Source organism: Micromonospora sp. NPDC005237, assembly GCF_040607775.1.
Lineage (GTDB): Bacteria > Actinomycetota > Actinomycetes > Mycobacteriales > Micromonosporaceae > Micromonospora.
Window position 1 is genome coordinate 632320 of the sequence record NZ_JBEXHJ010000002.1, and the last position, 20499, is coordinate 652818.

The window sequence follows — 20499 nt, forward strand, 5'->3', positions numbered from 1 at the left end:
CGCCGCCGCCGAGGACGCGGTCGAGGTGGGCGTTGGCGAACCGGTGGTCGGGGTCCAGGCGGTCGCGTACGGCCAGGAAGTCGGCGAACCTCGGGTAGGCGGGGGCCAGGCTGGCGGCGTCCCGGTAGTGCAGCTTGCCCCAGTGCGGGCGGCCACCCAGCCCGGCGGCCACCTCCTCGAAGGCCCGGAAGTACGGCTCGTACGGCGTGCCGACGTACTGGTGCACAGCGATGTACGCGGAGTCCCGACCGTAGCCGTGCGACAGCCAGATGTCGTCGGCGGCGGTGAACCGCACCTCGACCGGGAAGAGCACCTTGAACGGCAGCCCGTCGACGATCCGCTGGAGCGCGGCGAGCGCCTCGGGTAGCGCCTCGCGGGGCAGGCCGTACTCCATCTCCACGAAGCGGACCCGGCGTGGGGTGCAGAACACCCGGTCGGAGCGCCCGGTGTACTGCCGTTCGGTGAGTGCGCGGGCCGAGACGGCACTGATGCCGGGTGCCAGCGCCGGCACGGCCCGGCCGATCCGGCAGGCGCCGGCGAAGACCGTGTTGGACAGGAAGTCGTCGTCCAACCAGCCGCGCCAGCGGGACAGCGGCCGGTCGTTGGCGGGTACCCGGTCGTTGGTCTTGACCTGGACGCGGGACGTGTAGGGGAACCAGTAAAACTCGACGTGGTCGTGGCCGCCGATCAGAGTGGGCAGGTCGGCGAGCACGTCGGCCAGCGCGGCGGGCCGTTCGTGGGCGTGCAGGACGAAGGCGTCGACGCAGCGCAGGGTCACCTCGACCAGCACCCCGAGCGCGCCGAGCGACACCCGGGCGGCGGCGAAGACGTCCGGGTGCTCGTCGGCGGAGCAGCGCAGCACCTCTCCGCTGCCGGTGACCAGAGTGATCGCCTCGACGAAGGTGGACAGGCAGCCGTAGCCGGCGCCGGTGCCGTGGGTGCCGGTGGAGATCGCGCCGGCGACGGTCTGCGCGTCGATGTCACCGAGGTTGGGCAGGGCGAGGCCGTGCCGGGCGAGCAGGCTGTTGAGCGTGTGCAGGGTCATTCCGGCCGGTACGGTGACGAGCCGGTTCGCGACGTCGACGCTGACGGTGGTGTCCAACTCGGACAGCTCCATCCGCCGGTCGTCGGCGAGCGCGATGGCGGTGAAGGAGTGGCCGCTGCCGGTCACCCGGATCCGGCGGCCCTCGGCGGCGGCGGCGCGGACGGCCTCGGTGACGTCGGCCACCGAGCCGGGGCGGAGGATGGCGGTGGCGGAGCCGCGCTGGTTGCCGGCCCAGTTGGACCAGGGGGTGGTGAGCGATGCCGTGCCGACCATGCGCGCTCCTCATTCATGAATATGAACTGACTTCATATCAGGAACGTTGTACCTGGTAAATACCGCAATTGCGATCCGCTCGTTGTACCGGTAGTCACGGACTCGTGACGTGGAGATATGTTCATCCGTCGAAGGGGGGTGGCGCCGAGTGTCCACACCAGCCGCCACGACCGGGCCGCTGCGCCGCGTACCGGTGCAGGGTCGAAGTGTCGCGCGGGTACAGCGCATGTTGGATGCCTGCGCCGAACTCGTCGACGAGGTGGGGTACGAGGGTCTGACCACGACCCTGCTCGCCGAGCGGGCCGAAGTGGCGATCGGGTCGGTCTATCAGTTCTTCCCGGACAAGCGGGCGATCGTGCAGGCGTTGACCCTGCGCACGATGGAGTCCTACCTGCAGCGGCTCGACGAGCGCTTCGCCTCCGACGAGATGACCCACTGGTGGGACGGCGTCGACGCGGGCATCGACGAGTACATCACGATGCACCGCACCGTCCCGGGCTTCCGTACTCTGCACTTCGGCGACGTGGTCGACCTGCACCTGCTCGATGAGCAGCGGGACAACAACGGCGTGATCGCCGACCAGTTGGCGCGGGTGCTCACCGAGCGCTTCGGGCTCACCGACGTGCCGAAGCTGCGCTTCGTCCTGGAGATCGCGGTGGAGGCCGCCGACGCGCTGATCAAGCTCGCGTTCCGGCGGAAGTCCGACGGCGACGAGCGGGTGCTGCTCGAGGCGAAGGCGCTGATCCGGGAGTACCTGCATCGCCAGGTCGACGGGCGCGACAGTGGCCACCCCGCCGACGAGCAGCAGACCGAGGCCGTCCAGCACGCCTGAGTCGGCGCGCGGGGCGGCCCGTCAGAGGAACGCGTGGCCCTCGCCCCGGTAGGTGGGCACGGTCGCCACGATCGCGTCCCCCTCGACCAGGTGCAGCTCGTTGACCCGTTCGCACAGCTCACCGGCCTTGGCGTGCCGGAACCACACCCGGTCGCCGACCCGCAGGGTGGCCGCCGCCGCGCCGGAGAGCGGGGTCTGCACCTCGCCGGCTCCCTCCGTGGCGACGAGCTTCAGGCCGGCCGGCAGCCACGGCCGGGGCAGCCGGCTGTCGGCGGCCTGGCCGGAGGCGATCCAGCCGCCGCCGAGTACCGTCGCCAGCTCCGGCGTCGGCCGGCGGACCACCGCGCAGGCGAAGAACGCCGCCGGGGTGGGCCGCCACGCGCGGTACGCGTCGAACAGCGTCGGCCCGTACAGGCCCGATCCCGCGGTGACCTCGGTGACCGCGGGATCGGCGCTGGTCGCGGCCACGCTGCCGGTGCCGCCGCCGTTGACGAACTCCAGGTCGGCGTGCTCGCGTACCGCCGCCACCGCCGCACCCCGGCGGGCCAGCAACTCGCGGTACGACCCGCGCTGGGCCAGCCGGATCGCGCCGGCCAGCAGCGTCCGCCCCGGCGGCGCGTCGCCCAGGCCGGCGATCTGCGCCTCGTACGACATGAGCCCGACCAGCCGGAAGCCGGCGCGGCCGGCGACGGTGGCGGCGAGCGCGCCGGCCGCCCGGGCGCTGTGCACCGGTGAGCGGCGGACGCCGACGTGCACCCCGCGCAGTGGGCGCCAGGAGGCGTCCAGGTCCAGGCAGAGGCGCAGCTCGGCGCGCTGCCCCGGGGCTCGGACGGTGTCGATGAAGTCCAGTTGCCCGGTGCCGTCGATCATCAGCGTGATCGCGGCGGCGAGCGTCGGGTCGGCGGCCAGCTCGGCGAGGGCCGCCCGGTCGGCGCTCGGGTACGCGACCAGCACGTCGTCGCTCATGCCGGCGCGGACCAGCCAGATCGCCTCGGGCAGGGTGAACGCCATCACGCCCTGCCAGCCGGGGCGGGCGAGCGCCCGGCCGATCAGCTCCCGGCTGCGCACCGACTTGCTGGCCAGCCGGAGCGGCTTGCCGGCGGCGCGGTCGGCCAGGGCCGCCGAGTTGGCGTCGAAGGCGGTGAGATCCACCACGGCGTACGGGGGGTCGAGATGGGCGGTCGCCCGGTCCAGGCGGTCGCGCAGTTTGTCGCTTTCGATGGCCACGTGTGCACGCTAACTGTCCGACGGTGAATGCGAAATACCCTCGCGTACGTCCCGGGCTGCGGCCGGCGCCCCCGGCGGCCTAGGCTCAGCGAGCAGGAGAATGTCGCCGGTGGGGCGGCCCCCACCGGGTCTAGAGTGTTCCACCGGGGGTGCCCAGCGATGGGCCGGCACGTGGAGGTACGGCCATCGAAAGCCAGAACAGCGGCGAGTCGCCCGGCGTGTCGCGCGCGGGTGACCAGTCGGGCAACGCCGCCAACCAGTCCAGCTCCGGTCAGGTCGATCCGTCCGGCTACGCCGCGATCCGCTCGGTTCTGCGGATCAGGCCGTTCCGGCGGCTCTGGATCGTGCTCGGCGCGGCCTCCTTCGGCGACTGGCTCGGTCTGCTGGCCACCGCTCTCTTCGCCGCCTCCCAGGTGCAGGGCAGCACCGCCCAGGGCGCCGCGTTCGGCGGTGTGACCGCGATCCGGCTGCTGCCCGCGCTGGTGCTCGGCCCGGTGGCCGGCGTCTTCGCCGACCGGTTCGACAGGCGCTGGACGATGGTCATCTGCGACCTGCTGCGCTTCGTCCTCTTCGCGTCCATTCCGCTCTACGCCCTCAGCGGCGCCCCGGGCGGCCTGGTGGTCGGCTGGGCGCTGATCGCCACCTTCCTGATCGAGTCGATCACCCTGCTCTGGATCCCGGCCAAGGAGGCCGCGGTCCCCAACCTCATCCCGCGGGCCCGGCTGGAGGCGGCCAACCAGCTCACCCTGATCACCACGTACGGCCTCACCCCGGTCGCCGCCGCCGTCGGCCTGGCCGTGCTCGACCGCGGCGTCCGTGGTGCCGTCGGCGGCGACCTGCCCTCCTGGGCGGAACCGGCCCAGCTCGCGCTCTGGTTCAACTCCTTCACCCGGCTCGCCACCGCACTGGTGGTGGCCTTCGGGATCAAGGAGATCAGCGAGGCGCAACGCGGTGAGGCCGGGCGTTCCGAGCAGAGCATGTTCCGGCAGTTCTCCGAGGGCTGGAAGTACATCGGCCAGACCCCGCTCGTGCGTGGTCTGGTGCTGGGCATCTTCGGGGCGTTCGCCGGTGGCGGCATCGTGGTCGGCACGGCCAAGTTCTTCGCCAGCTCGCTGGGCGCTGGCGACGCCGCGTTCTCGCTGCTCTTCGGCGCCATCTTCGTCGGTCTGGCCCTCGGCATCGGGCTCGGCCCGATGATCGTGAAGGACATGTCCCGGCGTCGGTGGTTCGGTATGAGCATCGTGCTGGCCAGCGCCGCCGTGATGACCCTCGCCTTCGCCATCCACCTGTCCATGGCGATCGTCGGAGCGGTCCTGGTCGGCGCCGGCGCCGGGATGGCCTTCCTGGCCGGCACCACGCTGCTGGGCGGCGAGGTGGCCGACGAGGTGCGCGGCCGGGTCTTCGCGGTCGTGCAGATCGGCACCCGGCTGGTGCTGATCCTGGCCATCGGGCTGAGCAGCGTGTTGGTCGGCGTCGGCGGCTCCCGCAAACTGACAATCGCCGACCTCGGCATCTCCGTCTCCTCCACCCGCCTGCTGCTGCTCGCCGCCGGTGCCGCCGGCATCTTCGCCGGGATCAGCGCCTTCGGCCAGATGGACGACAAGAAGGGCGTCCCCGTCCTCGCCGACCTGTGGGGCTCGATCCGTGGTCGCCCGCTGATGCCCTCCGAGCCGTTCGTCTCCGCCGGGCTCTTCGTGGTGTTCGAGGGCGGCGAGGGCGCCGGCAAGTCCACCCAGCTCACCGCGCTCGCCGAGCGGCTGCGCGGCCAGGGGCACGACGTCCTGGTCACCCGCGAACCGGGGGCCACGGCCGTCGGCCAGCGGATCCGGTCGCTGGTGCTGGACACCTCCGGCGACGAGGCGCCCTCCCCGCGCGCCGAGGCGCTGCTCTACGCCGCCGACCGGGCGCACCACGTGGCCGCCGTCGTCCGGCCCGCGCTGGTCCGTGGCGGTGTGGTGATCAGCGACCGGTACGTCGACTCGTCGCTCGCGTACCAGGGCGCCGGGCGGACGCTGCCGGTCGACGAGGTCTCCTGGCTCTCCTCCTGGGCCACCGGTGGGCTCAAGCCGGACCTGGTGGTGCTGCTCGACGTCGAGCCGCGGACCGGCCTGTCCCGGGTGGCCTCGCGCAACGCGGGCGCCGACCGGCTCGAGGCGGAGTCGATCGCCTTCCACGAGCGCGTCCGCTACGCGTTCCTGGACCTCGCCGCCGCCGACCCGAAGCGCTACCTGGTGCTCGACGCGTCCCGGCCGGTCGACGAGATCACTCAGCTGGTGGTCCGGCGCGTGCAGGAGATGCTGGGCAAGCCGGGCGGCATCGTGCACCCCCGCCCCGCGCAGGGCCCGGACACGTCGGTGCAGCCGGAGTTATCCGACGCGGAACTGGTGACGATGGAGCACAAGACCTGATGCCGGACGTCTTCGCCGATCTGGTCGGCCAGGACGAGGCGGTCGCCGAACTGCGCCGGGCCGCCGGCGCGGCGGCGGCCGTGCTGCGCGCCGGCGCGGCCGACCGGACGCCCGCGCTGATCGCCGCCGGCCCGGCCAGCGAGGCCGCTCCCGAGACCGGTGACACCGAGCCCGGCGCGCTGGACCCGTCCACCGGGATGACGCACGCCTGGATCTTCACCGGGCCGCCCGGTTCCGGTCGCTCGGTCGCCGCCCGGGCCTTCGCCGCCGCCCTCCAGTGCACGTACGGCACCGGCTGCGGCGAGTGCCCCGGCTGCCACACCACGATGGGCGGCACCAACGCCGACGTCCGGATGGTGGTGCCGGAGGGGCTCTCGATCGGCGTCGGCGAGATGCGCGCGCTGGTGCTGCGCGCGGCAAGCACCCCGTCGGGCGGGCGCTGGCAGGTGGTGGTCATCGAGGATGCCGACCGGCTCACCGAGGCGGCCGGCAACGCGCTGCTCAAGGCCATCGAGGAGCCGCCACCGCGTACGGTCTTCCTGCTCTGCGCCCCGTCCACCCACCCGGACGACATCTCGGTGACCATCCGGTCGCGCTGTCGTGTCGTACCCCTGCGGCAGCCGCCGGCCGCGGCGGTGGCCGAGGTGCTGGTCCGTCGGGACGGCATCGCGCCCGACGTGGCGCAGTGGGCGGCGGCGGCCGCGCAGGGGCACGTGGGTCGGGCTCGCCGGCTGGCCCGCGATCCGGAGGCCCGCAAGCGGCGTGAGGCGGTCCTCGCCGTGCCGCGCCGGCTGACCGGCGTCGGCGCGGCGTTCGACGCGGCGTCCGCGCTGATCGAGGCGGCCGAGGCGGAGGCTGAGGCGTCGGTGTCCGAGGCGGACGCCACCGAACGGGCCGCGCTGGAGACCGCGCTCGGCGCGGGCGGCACCGGCCGGGGCGCGGCCGGCGCGATGCGCGGCGCCGCCGGGCAGCTCAAGGAGTTGGAGAAGCGGCAGAAGTCGCGGGCCACCCGGGCCCAGCGGGACGCGCTGGACCGCGCGCTCGTCGACCTGGCCGGCTTCTACCGGGACGCGCTCACCATGGCGCTGCGGGCCCCGGTCGATCCCGTGCACACCGACACCGCCGCGCTGGCCGGCGCGGGGGCCCAGAAGTGGGACGCCGAGGGGTCGCTGCGCCGGCTGGAGGCCGTCCTCGCCTGCCGGGCGGCGATCGAGGCGAACGTCAAGCCACGGATCGCGGTCGAGGCGATGATGCTCGCCCTTTGGAAGGGCTGACCCGCAGCTCCAGCCGGTTGTCCACAGCCATCGACACGCGCGATTGCTGTGCGGTACGGTCCGGTGTGCCGTGGTGACGGTGACGGCACGCTCAGTGAGGGGCCATCCGGGAGGAGTCGCCGATGCCGCGGGGGGAGATCGACGAGGCCTGGATCGAGGAGGCGGTGCGGCGCTACCGCCGCATCGAATCGCTGCAGGCCGAGTTCGACCAGGCCGTGTCGACCGTCGAGGTCACCGTCCGGTCGCCGGACGGGCTGGTCGAGGTGGTGGTCACCGCCGGTGGGCGGATCACCGACGTCCGGTTCCTCGGGCCGCTGCACACCCGCAGCCCACGAGACGTGGCGGGCTCGGTGCAGGCCGCCGTCACCGCGGCCGCCGACGCCGCCGAGTGGGCCCGGGAGAAGCTGCACAACGAGACGTTCGCCGCCTACCGACCGCTCGCGGGGGCCTGACATGGACACACTGCGCGGGCTCTCCGCCCGGCTCGACGAGGCGAGCGCCACGCTGACCACCCTGTCCCACACGGTCACCGCCAGCGACCCGGCCCAGGCCGCGTTCGGCACGGACGCCCCGGGCCGCCCCGGCGAGATCGGTCGCGCGCTGCACCGACAGTGGACCGCCGCCACCGACGACCGGGCCCGCGAGGCACGGGCCGCCGCCGCTCGGCTCGCCGCCGCCGCCTCGGCGGTCCGCGAGGCCGCCGACCGGTACGCCGAGGTCGACCGCGCCGCCCGCCGCCGGATCATCGGGGAGCCGTGATGGACCCACTGGACCGGCTCGCCGAGCCCGGCCTCGACCTGCTCCACCGGGTGGACGCGTTGCTCGCGGCCGGCGTTCCCGAGGGCCACCGGGTCTGGCCTCTGCTGCGCCGGATGCAGGTGCTGCCGGGTGACGCCGTCCGGGGCTTCCTCGACCTGCACCCGGCGCCGCTGGCCAGCGCCGGGCACGCGGTGCGCCGGCTGGTCCGGGGGTACGACGACGTCGGCGCGGCGCTCACCGACCCGGTGCTCTGGTCCGGCCCGGCCGCCTCGGCGTACGCGCAGGAGCGCGCCGCGCTGCTGCGCCATCTCGACGAGGGCCCGGAGAGCCTCATCGGGCGACTGGAATCCACCGCCGGGTACGCGGACGCCCTCGCCGACTGGGTGGAGGGCAGCCGCCTCGCCCTGGCCCGAACGATGGCCGACGTGCTGCGCTCGGCCGAGGCGGTGGCTGTGGTCGCCGCCACCGCCACCGGCCCGCCGACCCGCCTGACGCCGCTCGGGCCGGGTGTCGCCGACGCGGCCGAGATCGCCGCGCGGGTGCTGGCGGTGCTGTGCGTCGCGTACGACGGCGCCGAGACACTGCTGCGCCAGTGGGCGCCGAGCCTGAGCGAGTCCACCTGGCGGTCGTCGATGGACGCCCGTCCCCGCTACGACCAGCCCACCCGGGTCGGCTGGTAGCCGATCGCCGCGTCCCCCGACAGGCCACGGCGTCGCTCGCGGGCGCCCGAGCAGAGTCGGCGCCCACGGCGACGCCGTGGTCTTCCCCCTGCACCCCCCGCAGGTCTGCCTCCACTCAACGCCGCCCGGAGACGTTTGTCCCCCACCCACGGCCGGAATCAACCGTCCGGGCGAGGGTCAACGGCACGACGGGTGGCCCGGCAATAGGTCAAGTCGACGGTCATGGATGCCGGTGCGGGGATCGGCCGGTGCGCCCTTTGCGGTGATGCGTCGTAAGGTGGGGGGATGGGCATGCTCTGCGCGGTCAGCTTCAACCGGTACGGGCGCCTCTACTACCTCGACCCGGGCGAGTTGCGCCCGCAGGTGGGCGACCGGGTGCTGGTGCCGACCGACGACGGGCCCGAGGTGGCCGAGTGCGTCTGGGCCGCCCAGTGGGTGACCGAGGAGACCGACGGCTTCCCCCGGCTGGTCGGGCTGGCCGGCGACGACGACCTGCTCCGGGACGAGGCGCTGCGCCGTCGTAAGGCCGAGGCGAAGGTGGCGGCGAAGCGGCTGATCCGTGCGCACGGCCTCCCGATGAAGGTGGTGGCCGTCGACCACGTGCTCGGCTCGGGTGACGGCGGCGGCGAGCGCAGCACCGTCTACTTCACCGCCCCGCACCGGGTGGACTTCCGTTCCCTGGTCCGCGACCTGGGCGCCACCCTGCACTGCCGGGTCGAGTTGCGGCAGCTCTCGGCACGGGATTCGGCCCGCGTCCAGGGCGGCATCGGCTCGTGTGGTCGGGACCTGTGCTGTGCGACGTTCCTCACCGACTTCGAGCCGGTGACCATCCGGATGGCCAAGGACCAGGATCTGCCGCTGAACCCGCTGCGCATCTCGGGGGCGTGTGGCCGGTTGATGTGCTGCCTGAAGTACGAGCACCCGCTGTATGACAGAAGCGGCACATACCCGACGAGCGGCCAGCGGGTTACCACCCCGGAAGGCGAGGCCAGGGTCGTCTCGCGGCACGTCCCGAGCGAGACGGTGACTGTTCGCCAGCTCTCCAGCGGCGAGACCAAGCGGTGCTCGCTGTCTGACGTCTGCGGATCGCGCCGGTCATACGAAGAAGGCCCCACTCCGTAGAGCAGGACCTCCTCCACCCCAGAGGGACCCGGGGGTCTATCGGGACTCAGCCCAGGCGACGAAACGCGGGGCCAGGTCCGGCAGCTTGGTGTCCGGGTTCAGCTTGGTCAGGTCGGCCTTCGCCTCTTCCTGAAGCGAGGCGAGGTAAGCCAGTAAGCCCGGCCGATCCTCGCGGTACCGCCCGAGAAGGCGCAGCTTCGCGGCAGAGCAGGGCCAGAGGATGCCGCACGCCGGACAGCGCCACGACGGGCGAAGCGGCTTGTGGCCTTCGAAAGTGGTCATCGGCCGACCCTCACGGAGTGCGTGGGATCGGGCGGCGCGGATCGGTGGCGCGACGCGGGGCTTGAACCTGTAGGCGTACCCCGTCGCGCATCACGTACAGCTCACGTCGCGCCACAGCATCGCCTGCCGCGTTCAGCTCGTACCCTTCGATCCACACCCACCCTTCGTACGTGTCCGCTCGGGAACTCGCGGATGATGCGTACGAAGATCGGGCGCAGGAACTGCACGCTCGCGGCGGTGGTCAGGTGGACGATGTCGGCGGCCTTCATCTCCCCGATCACGTCGACACCCACCAGCTGTCGGGGACGGGTTGAGGCGGTTGACCGGCGATGGCGGAACTATGGTCCCCGGCGGCCAGGGCGGAGGCCCCCTCTCCCTCATCGCGAGAAAGGGGGCTTTCTGCTTGCCTACTGCCAGGCAGGGGAGAACGGCGACTCGATCAGCTCAGGCTTCCAGGTCCCCTCACTCTTTTTCGGTCGACCCTTGCCCCGAGGCCGGACCTGGATCAGCACGAAGGCGTCGCGCAGGATCTGGCGCTGCTCACCCAACTCCATGGCATCGAACTCCTCGTACGCGGCCTCGATGTCGATCTCTTCGGCTGGACCACCGTGTGCGCCGGCCTTCGCCAGCGCGGTCTGAACGTCGACCAGCTCGGCCTGGAGCTTCGCGGACCCCTCCTGTAGGGCGGCCCGGGTGATGAACCCCTGGGTCCGGTCCTCGACCAGCTCGGCCATGAGCGTGGCGATCTCCTTCTCCCGTTCTTTGAGCGGCGTGGTGTCGATGCTGACCGGCTGCGGATGGAACGTCGCCCTGCCAGTCTTCTCCATCTGCTGGATCAACCGGCGCACGACGATCCCGTCGGTGAAGTCCACGCCGATCGAGCAGTGCCCCCGGCCCAGCTCCGGCTTGTTCGCCCAGCCCTTGCACACGTAGACCAGGTCGTCCTTCTCCCGGCCTCGCCTGTCCACCCCCATCGACGCGTTGCACACCGAGCACTTCGCGATGGCGGACAGCAGGTTCTGCAACTTGCCTCCGTTGCCGTCTGGGCGCTCCCGGTCAGTGAGCAGGCGATCCATCGCCCACCAGGTCTCCTCGTCTACCAGCGCCTCCCAGTTTCCGTCGCCGACGATCTCCCCGTACAGGGTCTGTTTGCCCATGTTCCGAGGCGAGCGCAGCCAGTTCCGCACGGCGACGTTGTTCCACTGCCCGGACGGGTTGTAGTGCTGCTTGCGGGGCTGGCGAGGCCGAGCCTTCTCCGGATCCGGCGCGGTGGTCGTGAAGCCGGCCTTGTTCCACTCCCGCGCCACGGTCGATAGGAACTTGCCGGCGAGCACATCGCGGTACGCCTTGCCGCCAGCCGCCGCCTCAGGCTCCCGCAGCGCGCCGTCCAGCTCGTAGCCAAACGGACGCCGGATCCACTGCGGCTTGCCCTGCTGGATCCGCAGGTCGTTGCGCAGGATCTGACGCTCTGCCTTCCGCTCCACCTCGGCGGTAGCCACGGCGGCCAGGATGCGGGCGACCATCCGACCCACGTCGGTGGTCAGGTCGATATCCCCGGTGGCGGTGGCCAGGCCGATGTTCTTCTCCACGGCCAGCTCGATCAGCACCTCCAGGTCCCTCATCGAGCGGGTCACCCGGTCCAGGTGCCAGGCCACGACCAGGTCGGCTTCGCCGTCCTCGATCATCTGAATGACTTTCATCCAGCCGGGCCGTTCGGTGAGGCGGAAGTCGGTGGCCGAGATGGTGTCGTCGACAACGGCGACCACCTCCCAGCCGCGAGCCAGGGCCAACGCCCGGCACGCTTCCTCCTGGCGCTCCAGGCCGGCACCCTCGCCGGTCCGGTCCATGCTCATCCGCAGATACAGCACGGCGCGGAGGGCGGTGTCCTGCGGGGCGAGAGCCCGCATCGCCCGGCGACGGGCAGCACTCTTGATCGTGGTGGCGCGGGGAGTCATGGGGCTGCCTTGACCTGGTCATCAGTCATTCAGTCAAGCTAATGAATATACTGTCTGCGGTCAACTAAGGGAACCCGCTGTACCAGCGCTTCCAGGAAACCGCGCCGGCCGTCGGCAACCGTGTCTCCACCCCCGAGGGCGACGGTCGGGTGGTCGGCCACAGCGTCCCGCGAGACGCGGTCACCGTCCGCCTCGACGCCGACGGCTCCCGCTGCTCGTGCTCCCGCGCCTCCGTCTGCGCCCCCCGCCAAGCCCACGACCAGCACTACACCCCCTGACTCTTCCCCACTGCTTCCGTTGATCAAGAGGTTTGCGTCAGGATTCGGGCCCCGAATGACGCAAACCTCTTGATCACCTGGTGGGTCCGGTCAGGGTCAGTGCAGGACGATGGGGGGTTCGGTCAACTGGGGGGTTAGCGGAGTTTTCGGGGTCAGCCAGCTTGCGGAGGGGGAGTCGTCGGGGTTCACCTGCCAGTCGCGGGCTACCCGGTCGACCCCGATCGGGTAGACGGTCAGCGTGCCGTCCGGGTCGATGCGCAACCGCAGGAACGACTTGGAGTCCTCGATACCCTGCCCGGCGAACAGTTCGTTGACGTTCACCCCGAACGCACTGGCGACCAGCAGGTACGCCGCCACCAGCTGACTGGCCACCAGGCCGATGACCGGGCCGTACAGCACCGCCGCGGCGACCGCCGGCAGCGGCCACGGCCAGTCGTAGAACGGCAGCGCCAACCAGACCCAGGTGCCGCCGGCGGCCAGCGCCACCTGGGCCACGCCGTGGCTGACGCCGAGAATCCAGTGCCGGACATGCCGCTTGCCGCTGGCGCTGGGCGGCTTGGCGAACAGGGCCGCCGCCACCACCGTCACGAGCACCATCAGCACCAGCGGGACGCTGAACAGTCGCTGGTTGGTGCTGTCGGCCCAGTTCGCCGCCGCGCCCGCCATGGCCAGCATCAGCAGGGTGTGCAGGGTGCCGAGCAGCGTGGTGAAGCCGGGGTTGCGGAACGGCAGTCGGGCGAAGATGCCCCAGCCGTAGCGCCGGGAGCGGGCCGCGTCCGGATAGCGGGCCACCAGGTCGTACGGCTGTGTGCGGCTGGCCCGTCGAGCCAGCGTGTCCCGGGGCGGCACCTCGATGCGCTCCGGCAGCTTGTGCGTCGGGTACAGGTACGCACCGCCGCCGCCACAGGTGATCAACTGCCGGCCCGAGCCGGCGTAGCGGGCGTAGTGGTGCAGGTCGCCGGAGAGCAGCAGCCGCACCTGCGCCCCGGTCGGGTCGATGATGGTCCGGACGAAGTAGTCGATCGAGTCGTACGCCATGGGGTCGTCGGCGGCCTTGACCCATGTCGGCGACGGCGCCGCGATGATCACCTTCGAATCCGGGGTGAGCCGCCGGGCCACCTCGTCGAAATAGGCCAACTGTGGGTCGTCCAGGTATGAGCCGGACTGGTCGTCGACGCCCAGCAGCCACCAGCCGGCCGGCAACTCCACGGCGAAGTACGACCGCGACTGCCCGGTGCGCCAGCCGGCGAAGTTGCGGTCCCGGGAGCGAACGAACAGCCGCAGGAAGGCGGTCAGGCCGTCGTACCAGTCGTGGTTGCCCGGCACCGCGAACAGCGTGGGACGGTCGGGCGGGGCCGCCGGCAGCGCGGCCTGGTACGGCCCCTTGCACCGGTTCTCGTACTCCGCGTAGGCCGCCGACGGGTACACCTGGTCCCCGCCCATCACCAGGGTCTGCGCACGGGGCAGCCGGTGCCCGTCCACGGTCAGCTCCGGCTGCGCCAGCAGGTACGCGACGGAGTAGGTGGCGTGGAAGCCGTCACCGAGGTCGGCCACGTAGTCGAGCCACAGCCCGCCGTCCGGCCCCGCCTGGCGGAAGATGCCGTCGCCGAAGGCGTTCTGCAGCTCGCGCTTGTCCAGGTAGGCGCCGAAGAGGATCGCCAGCAGCGTGCGGATACCGGTGCTGATCAACAGGAACGGGGCCAGCCATGGCACCGGCTTGCGGGGGGTGAAACCCAACTCCAGTGGATCGGTGGAGCGCGGCCGGCGAGGGGCCCGCTCCCCGTCGGGTTGCTCGCCCGCCGGGGTCTGGTGATCGTCGCGTTCGTCACTCACCCGCCGCAGCGTAGTACCGGTCCCGGCGAGGCGCTGTCCGGTAATTAGCCAGATGGCAATGGTTGTCCGGTTGGTGCTGACGGAGGCGCGGGGGTATCCCGTTCGGTCCGGGGCCGGGGGGTGCCGTACACTTGCTGATCGTTGCCGCCTTAGCTCAGTCGGCTAGAGCGACGCACTCGTAATGCGTAGGTCGACGGTTCGATTCCGTCAGGCGGCTCGGTACAGAAGCCCAGGTCATTGGCCTGGGCTTCGCCGTTTTCCAAGGTCCACCACACCGCCGACGGACGTGCCGGTCCGCAGATAGTCCGCATCCCGCTCCGCGACCGCCTGCCCCGGACGCTGCTGCCCGACCCGTTGTCGTGCCACTGTCGACCTCCGCGAGAGACGTGTGTGATCAACGGTGCCCCTCGCCGCACGAGCGGCGGGCGACGAGCGTCGGTTCGAAGACGACTTGCACCGACTCGGCCGGACGCTCGACGACGAGCTCGGCCGCCCGCCGTCCCATCTCGTGCGACGGCTGGGCGACCACGGTGATCCCGAGCGCGGCGGACCAGGGGAACTCGTCCATCGTCAGGAACGCGATGTCGTCCGGAACGGTGAGCCCGTGGGCGGTCAGCGCGGAGTGCACCGCGACGGTCAGGCGGCCGGTGGTGCAGACGACGGCGTCCAGCGGCTCGTCCCGGGCACGGGCACGCGCGAGGAGTGCGCCGACGGCATCGCCCACCTCCTCCTCGGAATCCGCGACGACGACCGCCTCGTCGGGCAGGGACAGGTCGGCCTCGGCGAGCGCCAGCCGCAGCCCCGCAGTGCGTTCGACCTGCGAGGGCCGGTTACCGGAGGTGACGACACCGACAAAGGAGCGCCCGCACCCGGCCAGGTGTACGCCCATCAGCCGACCGGCCTCGACGTTGTCCAGGCTGACCGAGTGCATGCCGGCCGGCGGGTCCGGGACGGTACGCGCGACGACCACGACCGGCACGCCGGTGTCGGCCATCCGGCGGGTACGACCGTCGGCGCTCTCGCCGGTCGTCACGATCAGCCCGCGTACCCGCTGCTCGTCCATCGTGTGCACGTGGGCGAGCTCGCGGTGCACCTGGCGGAACGTGTTCGCGAACAGAACGAGGCTGCCCTGGGCGTCGGCCACCTCGTCGATGCCACGGATCAGGTCGAGGTAGAAGGGGCTGCGCAGGTCACGGATGACCACCCCGATCGTGTTGGCGCGTCCGGCGAAGACGCCCCTGGTGAGCGCGTTCGGGCTGTATCCGAGACGGGCGATCGCCGCCCACACCCTGGTGGCTGTCGGCTCGGCGACGGCGCCACCATTGACGACCCGGGAGACGGTGGCCGTCGACACACCGGCCTGCGCGGCGACGTCGCCGATGGTGGCCCGTCTCACCGTGGTCCCCCTGTTCTCCCGTCCCGGACGACGATCCTGCCCCCGATCATGACGGTCGCCACCCGATCGAGCTGCTCCGGGTCCGTCACCACCAGGTCGGCTATCGCACCGGGTACGACCCGGCCCCGGCGGGGTGCCAACCCGGGGATGGCGTCGGCGACGTTGGCGCTCGCCATCGCGACCGCCGCCGGGAGACGCACCACACCCGCCTTCGTGGCCCGGTCGATCCCCAGCAGGATCGGGTCGTGGTGGCCGCCCGCGTAGTCGGTCGAGATCGTGTCGACGAGCCCCGCCGAGAACATCGCGTAGAGCAGCTCCGGCCCGGTCGTGAGTCGCCGGGCCCCGAACGTGTCCAGGGTGGAGACGTCCACGACGGCGCCCGCCTCCTTCAGCCGCTCGGCGTGCTCGACGGCCTCGCGCAGGTCGAAGCTCGAATGGTTGGAGTGTGCCGCGATCAGCCGCACGTCGGTTGTCGCGATCGCGGCGACCTGGGTCATCGACGCCGCCGCGTTGTGCACCACCACCGGTACCCCTGCCCTGCGTGCCTGCTCGGCCGCCTCGGCCAGCCCGTGCAGGGCGATGTCGAAGGCGGGCAGCACGATCCCGGAGACGATCTCGCGGACCTCGTCGACCGACAGCCTGCCGGTCAGCCCCGCACCCGCCAACGCCTCCTCGACCGCGTCCCGGTCGAACGCCGACGTCGAGATGTGCCGCCCCAGCACCGCGATCTTCAGGTTGTCCGCCGCCCGAGGGGTGATCCGTACGCCGGTACGTCTCTGCACCTCGGCCGGGATGTACAGGTAACTCGCCCCACCCCCGCCGAGGGTGTGTCCCGCGCCGATCTCGCCGAGCGCGACGGCACCGGCGTCCAGCGCGTGCCGTGCGGTGAAGGCGCGGTGCGCTCCAGTGAGGCCACCGCCGTCGGCGATGGTCGCCGCGGCCAGGCAGGACGGGACGTTGCACGAGGCGAGCTTCACGTTGACCGGGTGCGCCGCATCGGTGGCGGCGAGCGCCTCGGCGGTGACGAAGCCGTCCGCGCAGAGCACGGTGGTCGTCCCCTCCCGTAGGTGCCGGTCGAGGTTGGCCAGTACCTGCGGGTGTGGCAGGGCCTCGTGGCCGCTGGCGAACAGCGGCCCGTACGCGGTGCCGTGGGTATGGTTGTTGATCAGCCCCGGGAGCACCAGCATCCCGGAAACGTCGACGATCTCGTCCACCGTCCCGTACGCCTCGATTGGCCGCGACGGCACGATCTCGTGGACCGTGTCTCCCTCGATCACGACGTCGACCCCGGGCTGCGGCTCCGTGCCTCGGCCGTCCACCAGGACACCGTCATGCAGGACTGTCGTGGCCACTGTCCTCCCCCTGTCCGGTCACCGGCTCGTCGGTGCGAAACGCTCGAACCGGAAGGCGGCCAGTTCCTCGCCCCGGTCCTCGCCGAGCACCCCGGCCGCGACCAGGCCAGCGGCGTGCACGCTCAGCGTCACGCCGCTGTGCGAGACGGCGAAGTGGAAGTTGGGCAGCTCCGCTACGCGACCCAGCACCGGCAGACCGTCGCCGGGAATAGGCCGTTCACCCACCCGGACGTTCTCCACAGTCGCGGCGGCGATCCCCGGATAGAGCCTGCGGCCCGCGTCGAGCACCCGATCGATCGCCGACCGCTCGACGTCGATCTCCCCGGTGTCGGCGACGTACGCCGCGCCGTCGATCCCGTGGCTGTGCAACAGCAGCCGTCCGCCGCCGTCCGGGCGCAGGTGGACGTGCGGAGCGTGGACGACCCGGGACACCGCGACGGCGACCGGTGAGGTGTGCACGAGCACGCCGCGCGTGTTGCGCATCGGCAGGTCCAGCCCGGCCAGCGCGGCGACCCGGGCCGCCCACGGCCCGGCGCAGTTCACCACGGCGTCCGTCCGGAACTGCCGACCGGAGGCGAGTCGGGCGGTACGCACGCTGCCCCCGCCCACCTCCAGGCCGGTGAGGGCGTCGTCGCGTACCAGCTCGGCGCCCTGGGACACCGCGTACGACAGCAGGTGGCCGATCAGGCGCCTCGGCTCGATCCAGCCCTCGCGCGGGAAGAACGCGATCCCGTCCGCCGGCAGTTCGGCGGCGGCGATGTCCGGTTCGAGGCGTACCGCCTCCGCCCGGCTGAGCCAACGCGCCTCGTACCCGTATTCGAGGAGCCCGGCGACCTTCGCGTGTAGTCGCCCGTACCCATCGGCGTCGGCGGCCCATTCCAGGTTGCCGTCCTCGTGGTACCAGTCGCTGCCCGGCACCCCGGCCGCCAGTTCCCGGTGCGCGTGCATGGCCGCGACGCTGAGGTCGTGGTACGAGCGGGGCTGTTTGCCGCAGGAGTTGGTCCACGAGAACGTCGCGCCGGAGGTGCCGCCGCCCGGTGCGCCGGCGTCCACGACGGTGACGCGGGCGCCGCGCCGCGTCAGCGCTGCGGTCACCGCCGCGCCGTACACACCGGCACCGATGACCACCACTTGCCCGACCATGCCCATGCTCGTGCCTCCCCATCGATGTAACTAGTTACATCGGAGCACGGGTCGTCTGATCAAGTCAACGGGCAATGGCCAACGGTGCCCCGCTTACCCCCCGAAAACCCCTGCTAAAGGTCCACTGTGAGTGACAAGCGTGGACCAGTTGTTGATGGCGTCTGTGCAGGTCAACGATGGATTTCGGCAATCGATGACAAGCTTCGGAACGTGATGTTCGGTAAGCGTAGGTGGACGGTTCGATTCCGTCCGGCGGCTCGGTATTCGGGGCTCCGCCCCTCAGGCCCGCCGCTGCTGGCACACTCGCCAACTGAGTCACGACGTCGCGAGCGCGATGGAGGTGAGGGGTGAGTTTCTCGCGCGCATGGGAAGCGACAGCGCCGGGGCCGTACGGGCTTGGTGAGGTCTACGACGACGTGACGTACGGCAAGCTACCGCCGCTGCCCGAGCGGCTGTTCACCGGGACGTTCGACTGGCTGACTCCGAAAGCGGCGGGAACGGGGTCGTACTACATGGCACCAAACCCCGTACGCGTGGATGGTCTTGACGCGTTCAACCGACGTCTCGCACGGCACGGCCTTGCTCTGCCGGCAGCGTTCGTGGTGTTCATGGCGAGCAGCCGCCTGCAGAGCTCCGTGCCGTCGTGCTTGGCCTGCGAGTGGGAGATCTCGCCCCGGTTGGTGGCCAGCCCCATCGAGGACCACGCATTCATGGTGCGGTTCATGAACGATCAGCAGGGTTGCGGCTACTGGTATCTGTACCTGGGCTCCGACGGCTCCAGTCCTGTGGTGTGTAGCGCTTCGAGCTACGAACCCGCGGACGGTGACGAACCGCTGAAGATGGACCCGGCGAGTTTCTTGGCGGACGTCCAGTGGACGGCACCGGGTTTCGAGCACTTCGTCTACCGGTACTGGGTTGAGAATGTCGCCTGGTTCGAGCTGGTCTCGCAGAAGCGAGATCTCCTGGACCTCAGTCCCGTCGTTCGTCGGTACGTCGACCACCTCAGGGTGCCCGCAGCTGCACCGCTTGATTGTTGGCCGACACCGTTTCCCGGAGAGCGCGGTGGCGATCACGGGCAGGGCCAACTCTGGTAGCTACGCGGTCGAGTGGTACGCGGGCGCTCAGAGATCTGCGTGTGCGACTACAGCCACTCCAGGTCGATGTTGCCGGAGTAGACGCGCGCAACCCGGTAGTCGGGGCGGCCGAACAGCTCCGCTTCGCCGTTGTAGATCGCAATGAGCGAGGCTGACCCACGCCACCACATGTCGACCCCGCCGGCAGTCTCGGGCACGGGTCGCAGGCCGGAGAGGTCAAGGTCGGCGACCGCGTCGCCAGAGAGCTTGGTAACCGTTTGTGCGATCTGCTCTGCCGACTGGGCGAGTGCGAGCGACTCGACCCAGCCTTCGATTCGGGTGTGCAGAGGCACCCAACTGTCCATGGCGATGCCGAAGCTTCCGTCAGGTCCAACAACGAAGGAGTACGGCAACGCCGTCCGTTGCGGTCCTGCTTCGAACCACCAGCCCGGCTCGGTGAAGTCGTTCTCCCATTGAGGGACATCGGCGCACAACATGCGCGGTCCACCGTCGTAAGTGAACGACGGAGGTAGGACGAGCCCGCCCCAGCGATGCTGATGGCTCTCCGCCTGGTCAACGACTTCCGACGGGATACCGTTGGTCTCCCACTGCTTGCGCCGGTCACCGACAGCGGGCACGTCGAGCCAAACTCCGTGGATCGCGACGAAGCGGCGAGCCCTGGCGGTCAGGCTGGACGGCGCGTCACGGAGGTATCGCCTCACGAGGGCAAGCCTACGGCGGCGGCCCGCACAATGATTTCCCGCCACGTTGCCACCGCGCATCTCCCGGCCTTCGCCGTCCCGCACGAAATCCACCGAGGATGATGTGGCGTGGATCTCGTAGCATTGATGGCGGACGTTCGGTCGAGGAGCGGGAGTGGTGTCATGAAGTTCGACATGGGGGCGCAGACGCTCGGCAGTCTGACCAAGCAGACGCAGGGCTCGTCCGATGATCTCGGTTCGCTGATCAAGCAGTTGATCGTCGCGGCGGAGCCGTTGCAGGGGAACTTCAACGGGGCCGGGCGGGTGGCTTTCGATTCGTTCAAGGCCAACGCCGATTCGATCACCGCCGAACTGAACTCCGCCCTGGGTGCGATTCTGGGCGGCCAGAGTGGAATGGACTCCGCATTCGGTCAGGGTGACACCGAAATGTCGGACAATGCCAGGTCGTCGGCGGCCACCGCGAACTTCGACGCCGCCAGGTTCTCCAGCAGCCGCTGACACGGGGAGTGACAGTCATGAGCACAGACCGACGCAGTTTCGACACCGGCACGTCCCAGCAGGTCCAGGGCGACCTCGCCGGCATCATCGCCCGGCTTGAGGCGGTGATCTCTCAGCGCAGCGCCGACGTCGCGGCCGCGATGGCCGACTTCCAGGCCGACGGTGTGTCCGAGGAGTACCGGACCGTCGAGGACCGGTGGAACCGCGCCGCAGGCGAGGTCCGCACGATCATCGATCTGGTCAAGACCACCATGACGAAGAACGACGAGACGGCGAACACGACGCTGTCCCGGGCCCGCTCGGCGGTGCAGTCCATCGGTTGAGCCGTAACCCGACGAGTTGTTGAC

General features: G+C 71.1%; 18 protein-coding genes, 1 tRNA gene and 3 pseudogenes. 12 read left to right on the forward strand and 10 right to left on the reverse strand.

The annotated features are described in order from the left end of the window. Positions 1-7: 7 nt before the first annotated feature. A pseudogene (locus ABZT87_RS07885) lies at positions 8-1318 on the reverse strand (D-arabinono-1,4-lactone oxidase); the annotation flags it as partial. A 226-nt stretch (positions 1319-1544) separates the two neighbouring features. Here ABZT87_RS07885 and ABZT87_RS07890 point away from each other — a divergent pair. Continuing rightward, complete coding sequence (locus tag ABZT87_RS07890; RefSeq protein WP_354860638.1) at positions 1545-2150, forward strand: TetR family transcriptional regulator; 606 nt, start codon at positions 1545-1547, stop codon at positions 2148-2150. A 21-nt stretch (positions 2151-2171) separates the two neighbouring features. On the opposite strand, the gene ABZT87_RS07895 is transcribed toward ABZT87_RS07890, so the two are convergent. Further along, positions 2172-3377, reverse strand: a complete 1206-nt coding sequence (locus ABZT87_RS07895) for an amino acid deaminase/aldolase (protein ID WP_354860615.1) — start codon at positions 3375-3377, stop codon at positions 2172-2174. Between the two features lie 317 nt (positions 3378-3694). On the opposite strand from ABZT87_RS07895, the gene tmk reads away from it, so the two are divergent. The 6 genes from tmk to ricT all read left to right on the forward strand — a co-directional run bounded on the left by tmk (position 3695) and on the right by ricT (position 9620). Further along, on the forward strand, positions 3695-5785 hold the full coding sequence (tmk, locus tag ABZT87_RS07900; RefSeq protein WP_354860636.1) for a dTMP kinase: 2091 nt from the start codon (positions 3695-3697) through the stop codon (positions 5783-5785). Then, positions 5785-7059 carry a DNA polymerase III subunit delta' gene (locus ABZT87_RS07905; RefSeq protein ID WP_355134343.1) on the forward strand — a complete coding sequence of 425 codons (1275 nt, stop codon included), beginning with the start codon at positions 5785-5787 and terminating at the stop codon, positions 7057-7059. Before tmk ends, ABZT87_RS07905 begins: the two co-directional genes overlap by 1 nt. Positions 7060-7181: 122 nt before the next feature. Beyond that, entirely contained in the window at positions 7182-7511 is a 330-nt protein-coding gene (locus ABZT87_RS07910; protein WP_007454690.1) for a YbaB/EbfC family nucleoid-associated protein, read from the forward strand. A gap of 1 nt (position 7512) precedes the next feature. Then, entirely contained in the window at positions 7513-7818 is a 306-nt protein-coding gene (locus tag ABZT87_RS07915) for a hypothetical protein (protein ID WP_355134345.1), read from the forward strand. Continuing rightward, a complete protein-coding gene (locus ABZT87_RS07920; RefSeq protein WP_355134347.1) occupies positions 7818-8498 on the forward strand; it encodes a hypothetical protein in 681 nt (226 codons plus the stop codon). Before ABZT87_RS07915 ends, ABZT87_RS07920 begins: the two co-directional genes overlap by 1 nt. 285 nt (positions 8499-8783) lie before the next feature. Then, positions 8784-9620, forward strand: a complete 837-nt coding sequence (gene ricT / locus ABZT87_RS07925; protein WP_354854689.1) for a regulatory iron-sulfur-containing complex subunit RicT — start codon at positions 8784-8786, stop codon at positions 9618-9620. A gap of 36 nt (positions 9621-9656) precedes the next feature. Here ricT and ABZT87_RS07930 read toward each other — a convergent pair whose 3' ends face one another. The 3 genes and pseudogenes from ABZT87_RS07930 to ABZT87_RS07940 form a co-directional block, all read right to left on the reverse strand. Beyond that, entirely contained in the window at positions 9657-9902 is a 246-nt protein-coding gene (locus ABZT87_RS07930) for a flavin reductase (RefSeq protein ID WP_355134349.1), read from the reverse strand. 10 nt (positions 9903-9912) lie between these two features. Continuing rightward, positions 9913-10171 (reverse strand): annotated as a pseudogene (locus ABZT87_RS07935) (hypothetical protein). 138 nt (positions 10172-10309) lie between these two features. Beyond that, positions 10310-11857, reverse strand: a complete 1548-nt coding sequence (locus tag ABZT87_RS07940) for a recombinase family protein (protein ID WP_355134351.1) — start codon at positions 11855-11857, stop codon at positions 10310-10312. A 71-nt stretch (positions 11858-11928) separates the two neighbouring features. Here ABZT87_RS07940 and ABZT87_RS07945 point away from each other — a divergent pair. Continuing rightward, positions 11929-12135, forward strand: a pseudogene (locus ABZT87_RS07945) (regulatory iron-sulfur-containing complex subunit RicT); the annotation flags it as partial. A gap of 96 nt (positions 12136-12231) precedes the next feature. Here the strand turns inward: ABZT87_RS07945 and ABZT87_RS07950 are convergent. Then, on the reverse strand, positions 12232-13968 hold the full coding sequence (locus ABZT87_RS07950; protein WP_355134353.1) for a metallophosphoesterase: 1737 nt from the start codon (positions 13966-13968) through the stop codon (positions 12232-12234). 143 nt (positions 13969-14111) lie between these two features. Between ABZT87_RS07950 and ABZT87_RS07955 the strand changes: the two genes are divergently transcribed. Then, positions 14112-14185, forward strand: a tRNA-Thr gene (locus tag ABZT87_RS07955). A 177-nt stretch (positions 14186-14362) separates the two neighbouring features. On the opposite strand, the gene ABZT87_RS07960 is transcribed toward ABZT87_RS07955, so the two are convergent. The 3 genes from ABZT87_RS07960 to ABZT87_RS07970 are packed head-to-tail and all read right to left on the reverse strand — an operon-like array spanning position 14363 to position 17859. Beyond that, complete coding sequence (locus tag ABZT87_RS07960) at positions 14363-15364, reverse strand: LacI family DNA-binding transcriptional regulator (RefSeq protein ID WP_355134355.1); 1002 nt, start codon at positions 15362-15364, stop codon at positions 14363-14365. Further along, the gene (locus ABZT87_RS07965) at positions 15361-16716 is read right to left on the reverse strand and encodes an amidohydrolase family protein (protein WP_355134357.1); all 1356 of its coding nucleotides are present in this window, start codon (positions 16714-16716) and stop codon (positions 15361-15363) included. The genes ABZT87_RS07960 and ABZT87_RS07965 overlap by 4 nt, the downstream gene beginning before the upstream one ends. 18 nt (positions 16717-16734) lie before the next feature. Then, positions 16735-17859, reverse strand: coding sequence for an FAD-dependent oxidoreductase (locus tag ABZT87_RS07970; RefSeq protein ID WP_355134359.1), 1125 nt, complete (start codon positions 17857-17859; stop codon positions 16735-16737). Positions 17860-18206: 347 nt separating this feature from the next. Here ABZT87_RS07970 and ABZT87_RS07975 point away from each other — a divergent pair, with 347 nt between their 5' ends. Then, positions 18207-18953: a hypothetical protein gene (locus ABZT87_RS07975; RefSeq protein WP_355134361.1), complete on the forward strand. Its 747-nt coding sequence runs from the start codon at positions 18207-18209 to the stop codon at positions 18951-18953. 47 nt (positions 18954-19000) lie between these two features. Here the strand turns inward: ABZT87_RS07975 and ABZT87_RS07980 are convergent, their stop codons facing one another. Further along, complete coding sequence (locus ABZT87_RS07980; protein WP_355134363.1) at positions 19001-19654, reverse strand: hypothetical protein; 654 nt, start codon at positions 19652-19654, stop codon at positions 19001-19003. 162 nt (positions 19655-19816) lie between these two features. Between ABZT87_RS07980 and ABZT87_RS07985 the strand changes: the two genes are divergently transcribed. After that, positions 19817-20152, forward strand: a complete 336-nt coding sequence (locus tag ABZT87_RS07985; RefSeq protein WP_355134365.1) for a hypothetical protein — start codon at positions 19817-19819, stop codon at positions 20150-20152. 17 nt (positions 20153-20169) lie between these two features. Beyond that, positions 20170-20475 carry a pore-forming ESAT-6 family protein gene (locus ABZT87_RS07990; RefSeq protein WP_355134367.1) on the forward strand — a complete coding sequence of 102 codons (306 nt, stop codon included), beginning with the start codon at positions 20170-20172 and terminating at the stop codon, positions 20473-20475. Positions 20476-20499 lie beyond the last annotated feature (24 nt).

What these genes read in the sequence shown, in the direction of transcription:
- ABZT87_RS07990 (WP_355134367.1), top strand. Translation starts at nt 20,170, where the DNA reads ATGAGCACAGACCGACGCAGTTTCGACACCGGCACGTCCCAGCAGGTC.
- ABZT87_RS07985 (WP_355134365.1), top strand. Translation starts at nt 19,817, where the DNA reads ATGAAGTTCGACATGGGGGCGCAGACGCTCGGCAGTCTGACCAAGCAG.
- ricT (WP_354854689.1), top strand. Translation starts at nt 8,784, where the DNA reads ATGGGCATGCTCTGCGCGGTCAGCTTCAACCGGTACGGGCGCCTCTAC.
- ABZT87_RS07940 (WP_355134351.1), bottom strand. Translation starts at nt 11,857, where the DNA reads ATGACTCCCCGCGCCACCACGATCAAGAGTGCTGCCCGTCGCCGGGCG.
- ABZT87_RS07970 (WP_355134359.1), bottom strand. Translation starts at nt 17,859, where the DNA reads ATGGTCGGGCAAGTGGTGGTCATCGGTGCCGGTGTGTACGGCGCGGCG.
- ABZT87_RS07930 (WP_355134349.1), bottom strand. Translation starts at nt 9,902, where the DNA reads ATGACCACTTTCGAAGGCCACAAGCCGCTTCGCCCGTCGTGGCGCTGT.
- ABZT87_RS07920 (WP_355134347.1), top strand. Translation starts at nt 7,818, where the DNA reads ATGGACCCACTGGACCGGCTCGCCGAGCCCGGCCTCGACCTGCTCCAC.
- ABZT87_RS07910 (WP_007454690.1), top strand. Translation starts at nt 7,182, where the DNA reads ATGCCGCGGGGGGAGATCGACGAGGCCTGGATCGAGGAGGCGGTGCGG.
- ABZT87_RS07905 (WP_355134343.1), top strand. Translation starts at nt 5,785, where the DNA reads ATGCCGGACGTCTTCGCCGATCTGGTCGGCCAGGACGAGGCGGTCGCC.
- ABZT87_RS07890 (WP_354860638.1), top strand. Translation starts at nt 1,545, where the DNA reads ATGTTGGATGCCTGCGCCGAACTCGTCGACGAGGTGGGGTACGAGGGT.
- ABZT87_RS07915 (WP_355134345.1), top strand. Translation starts at nt 7,513, where the DNA reads ATGGACACACTGCGCGGGCTCTCCGCCCGGCTCGACGAGGCGAGCGCC.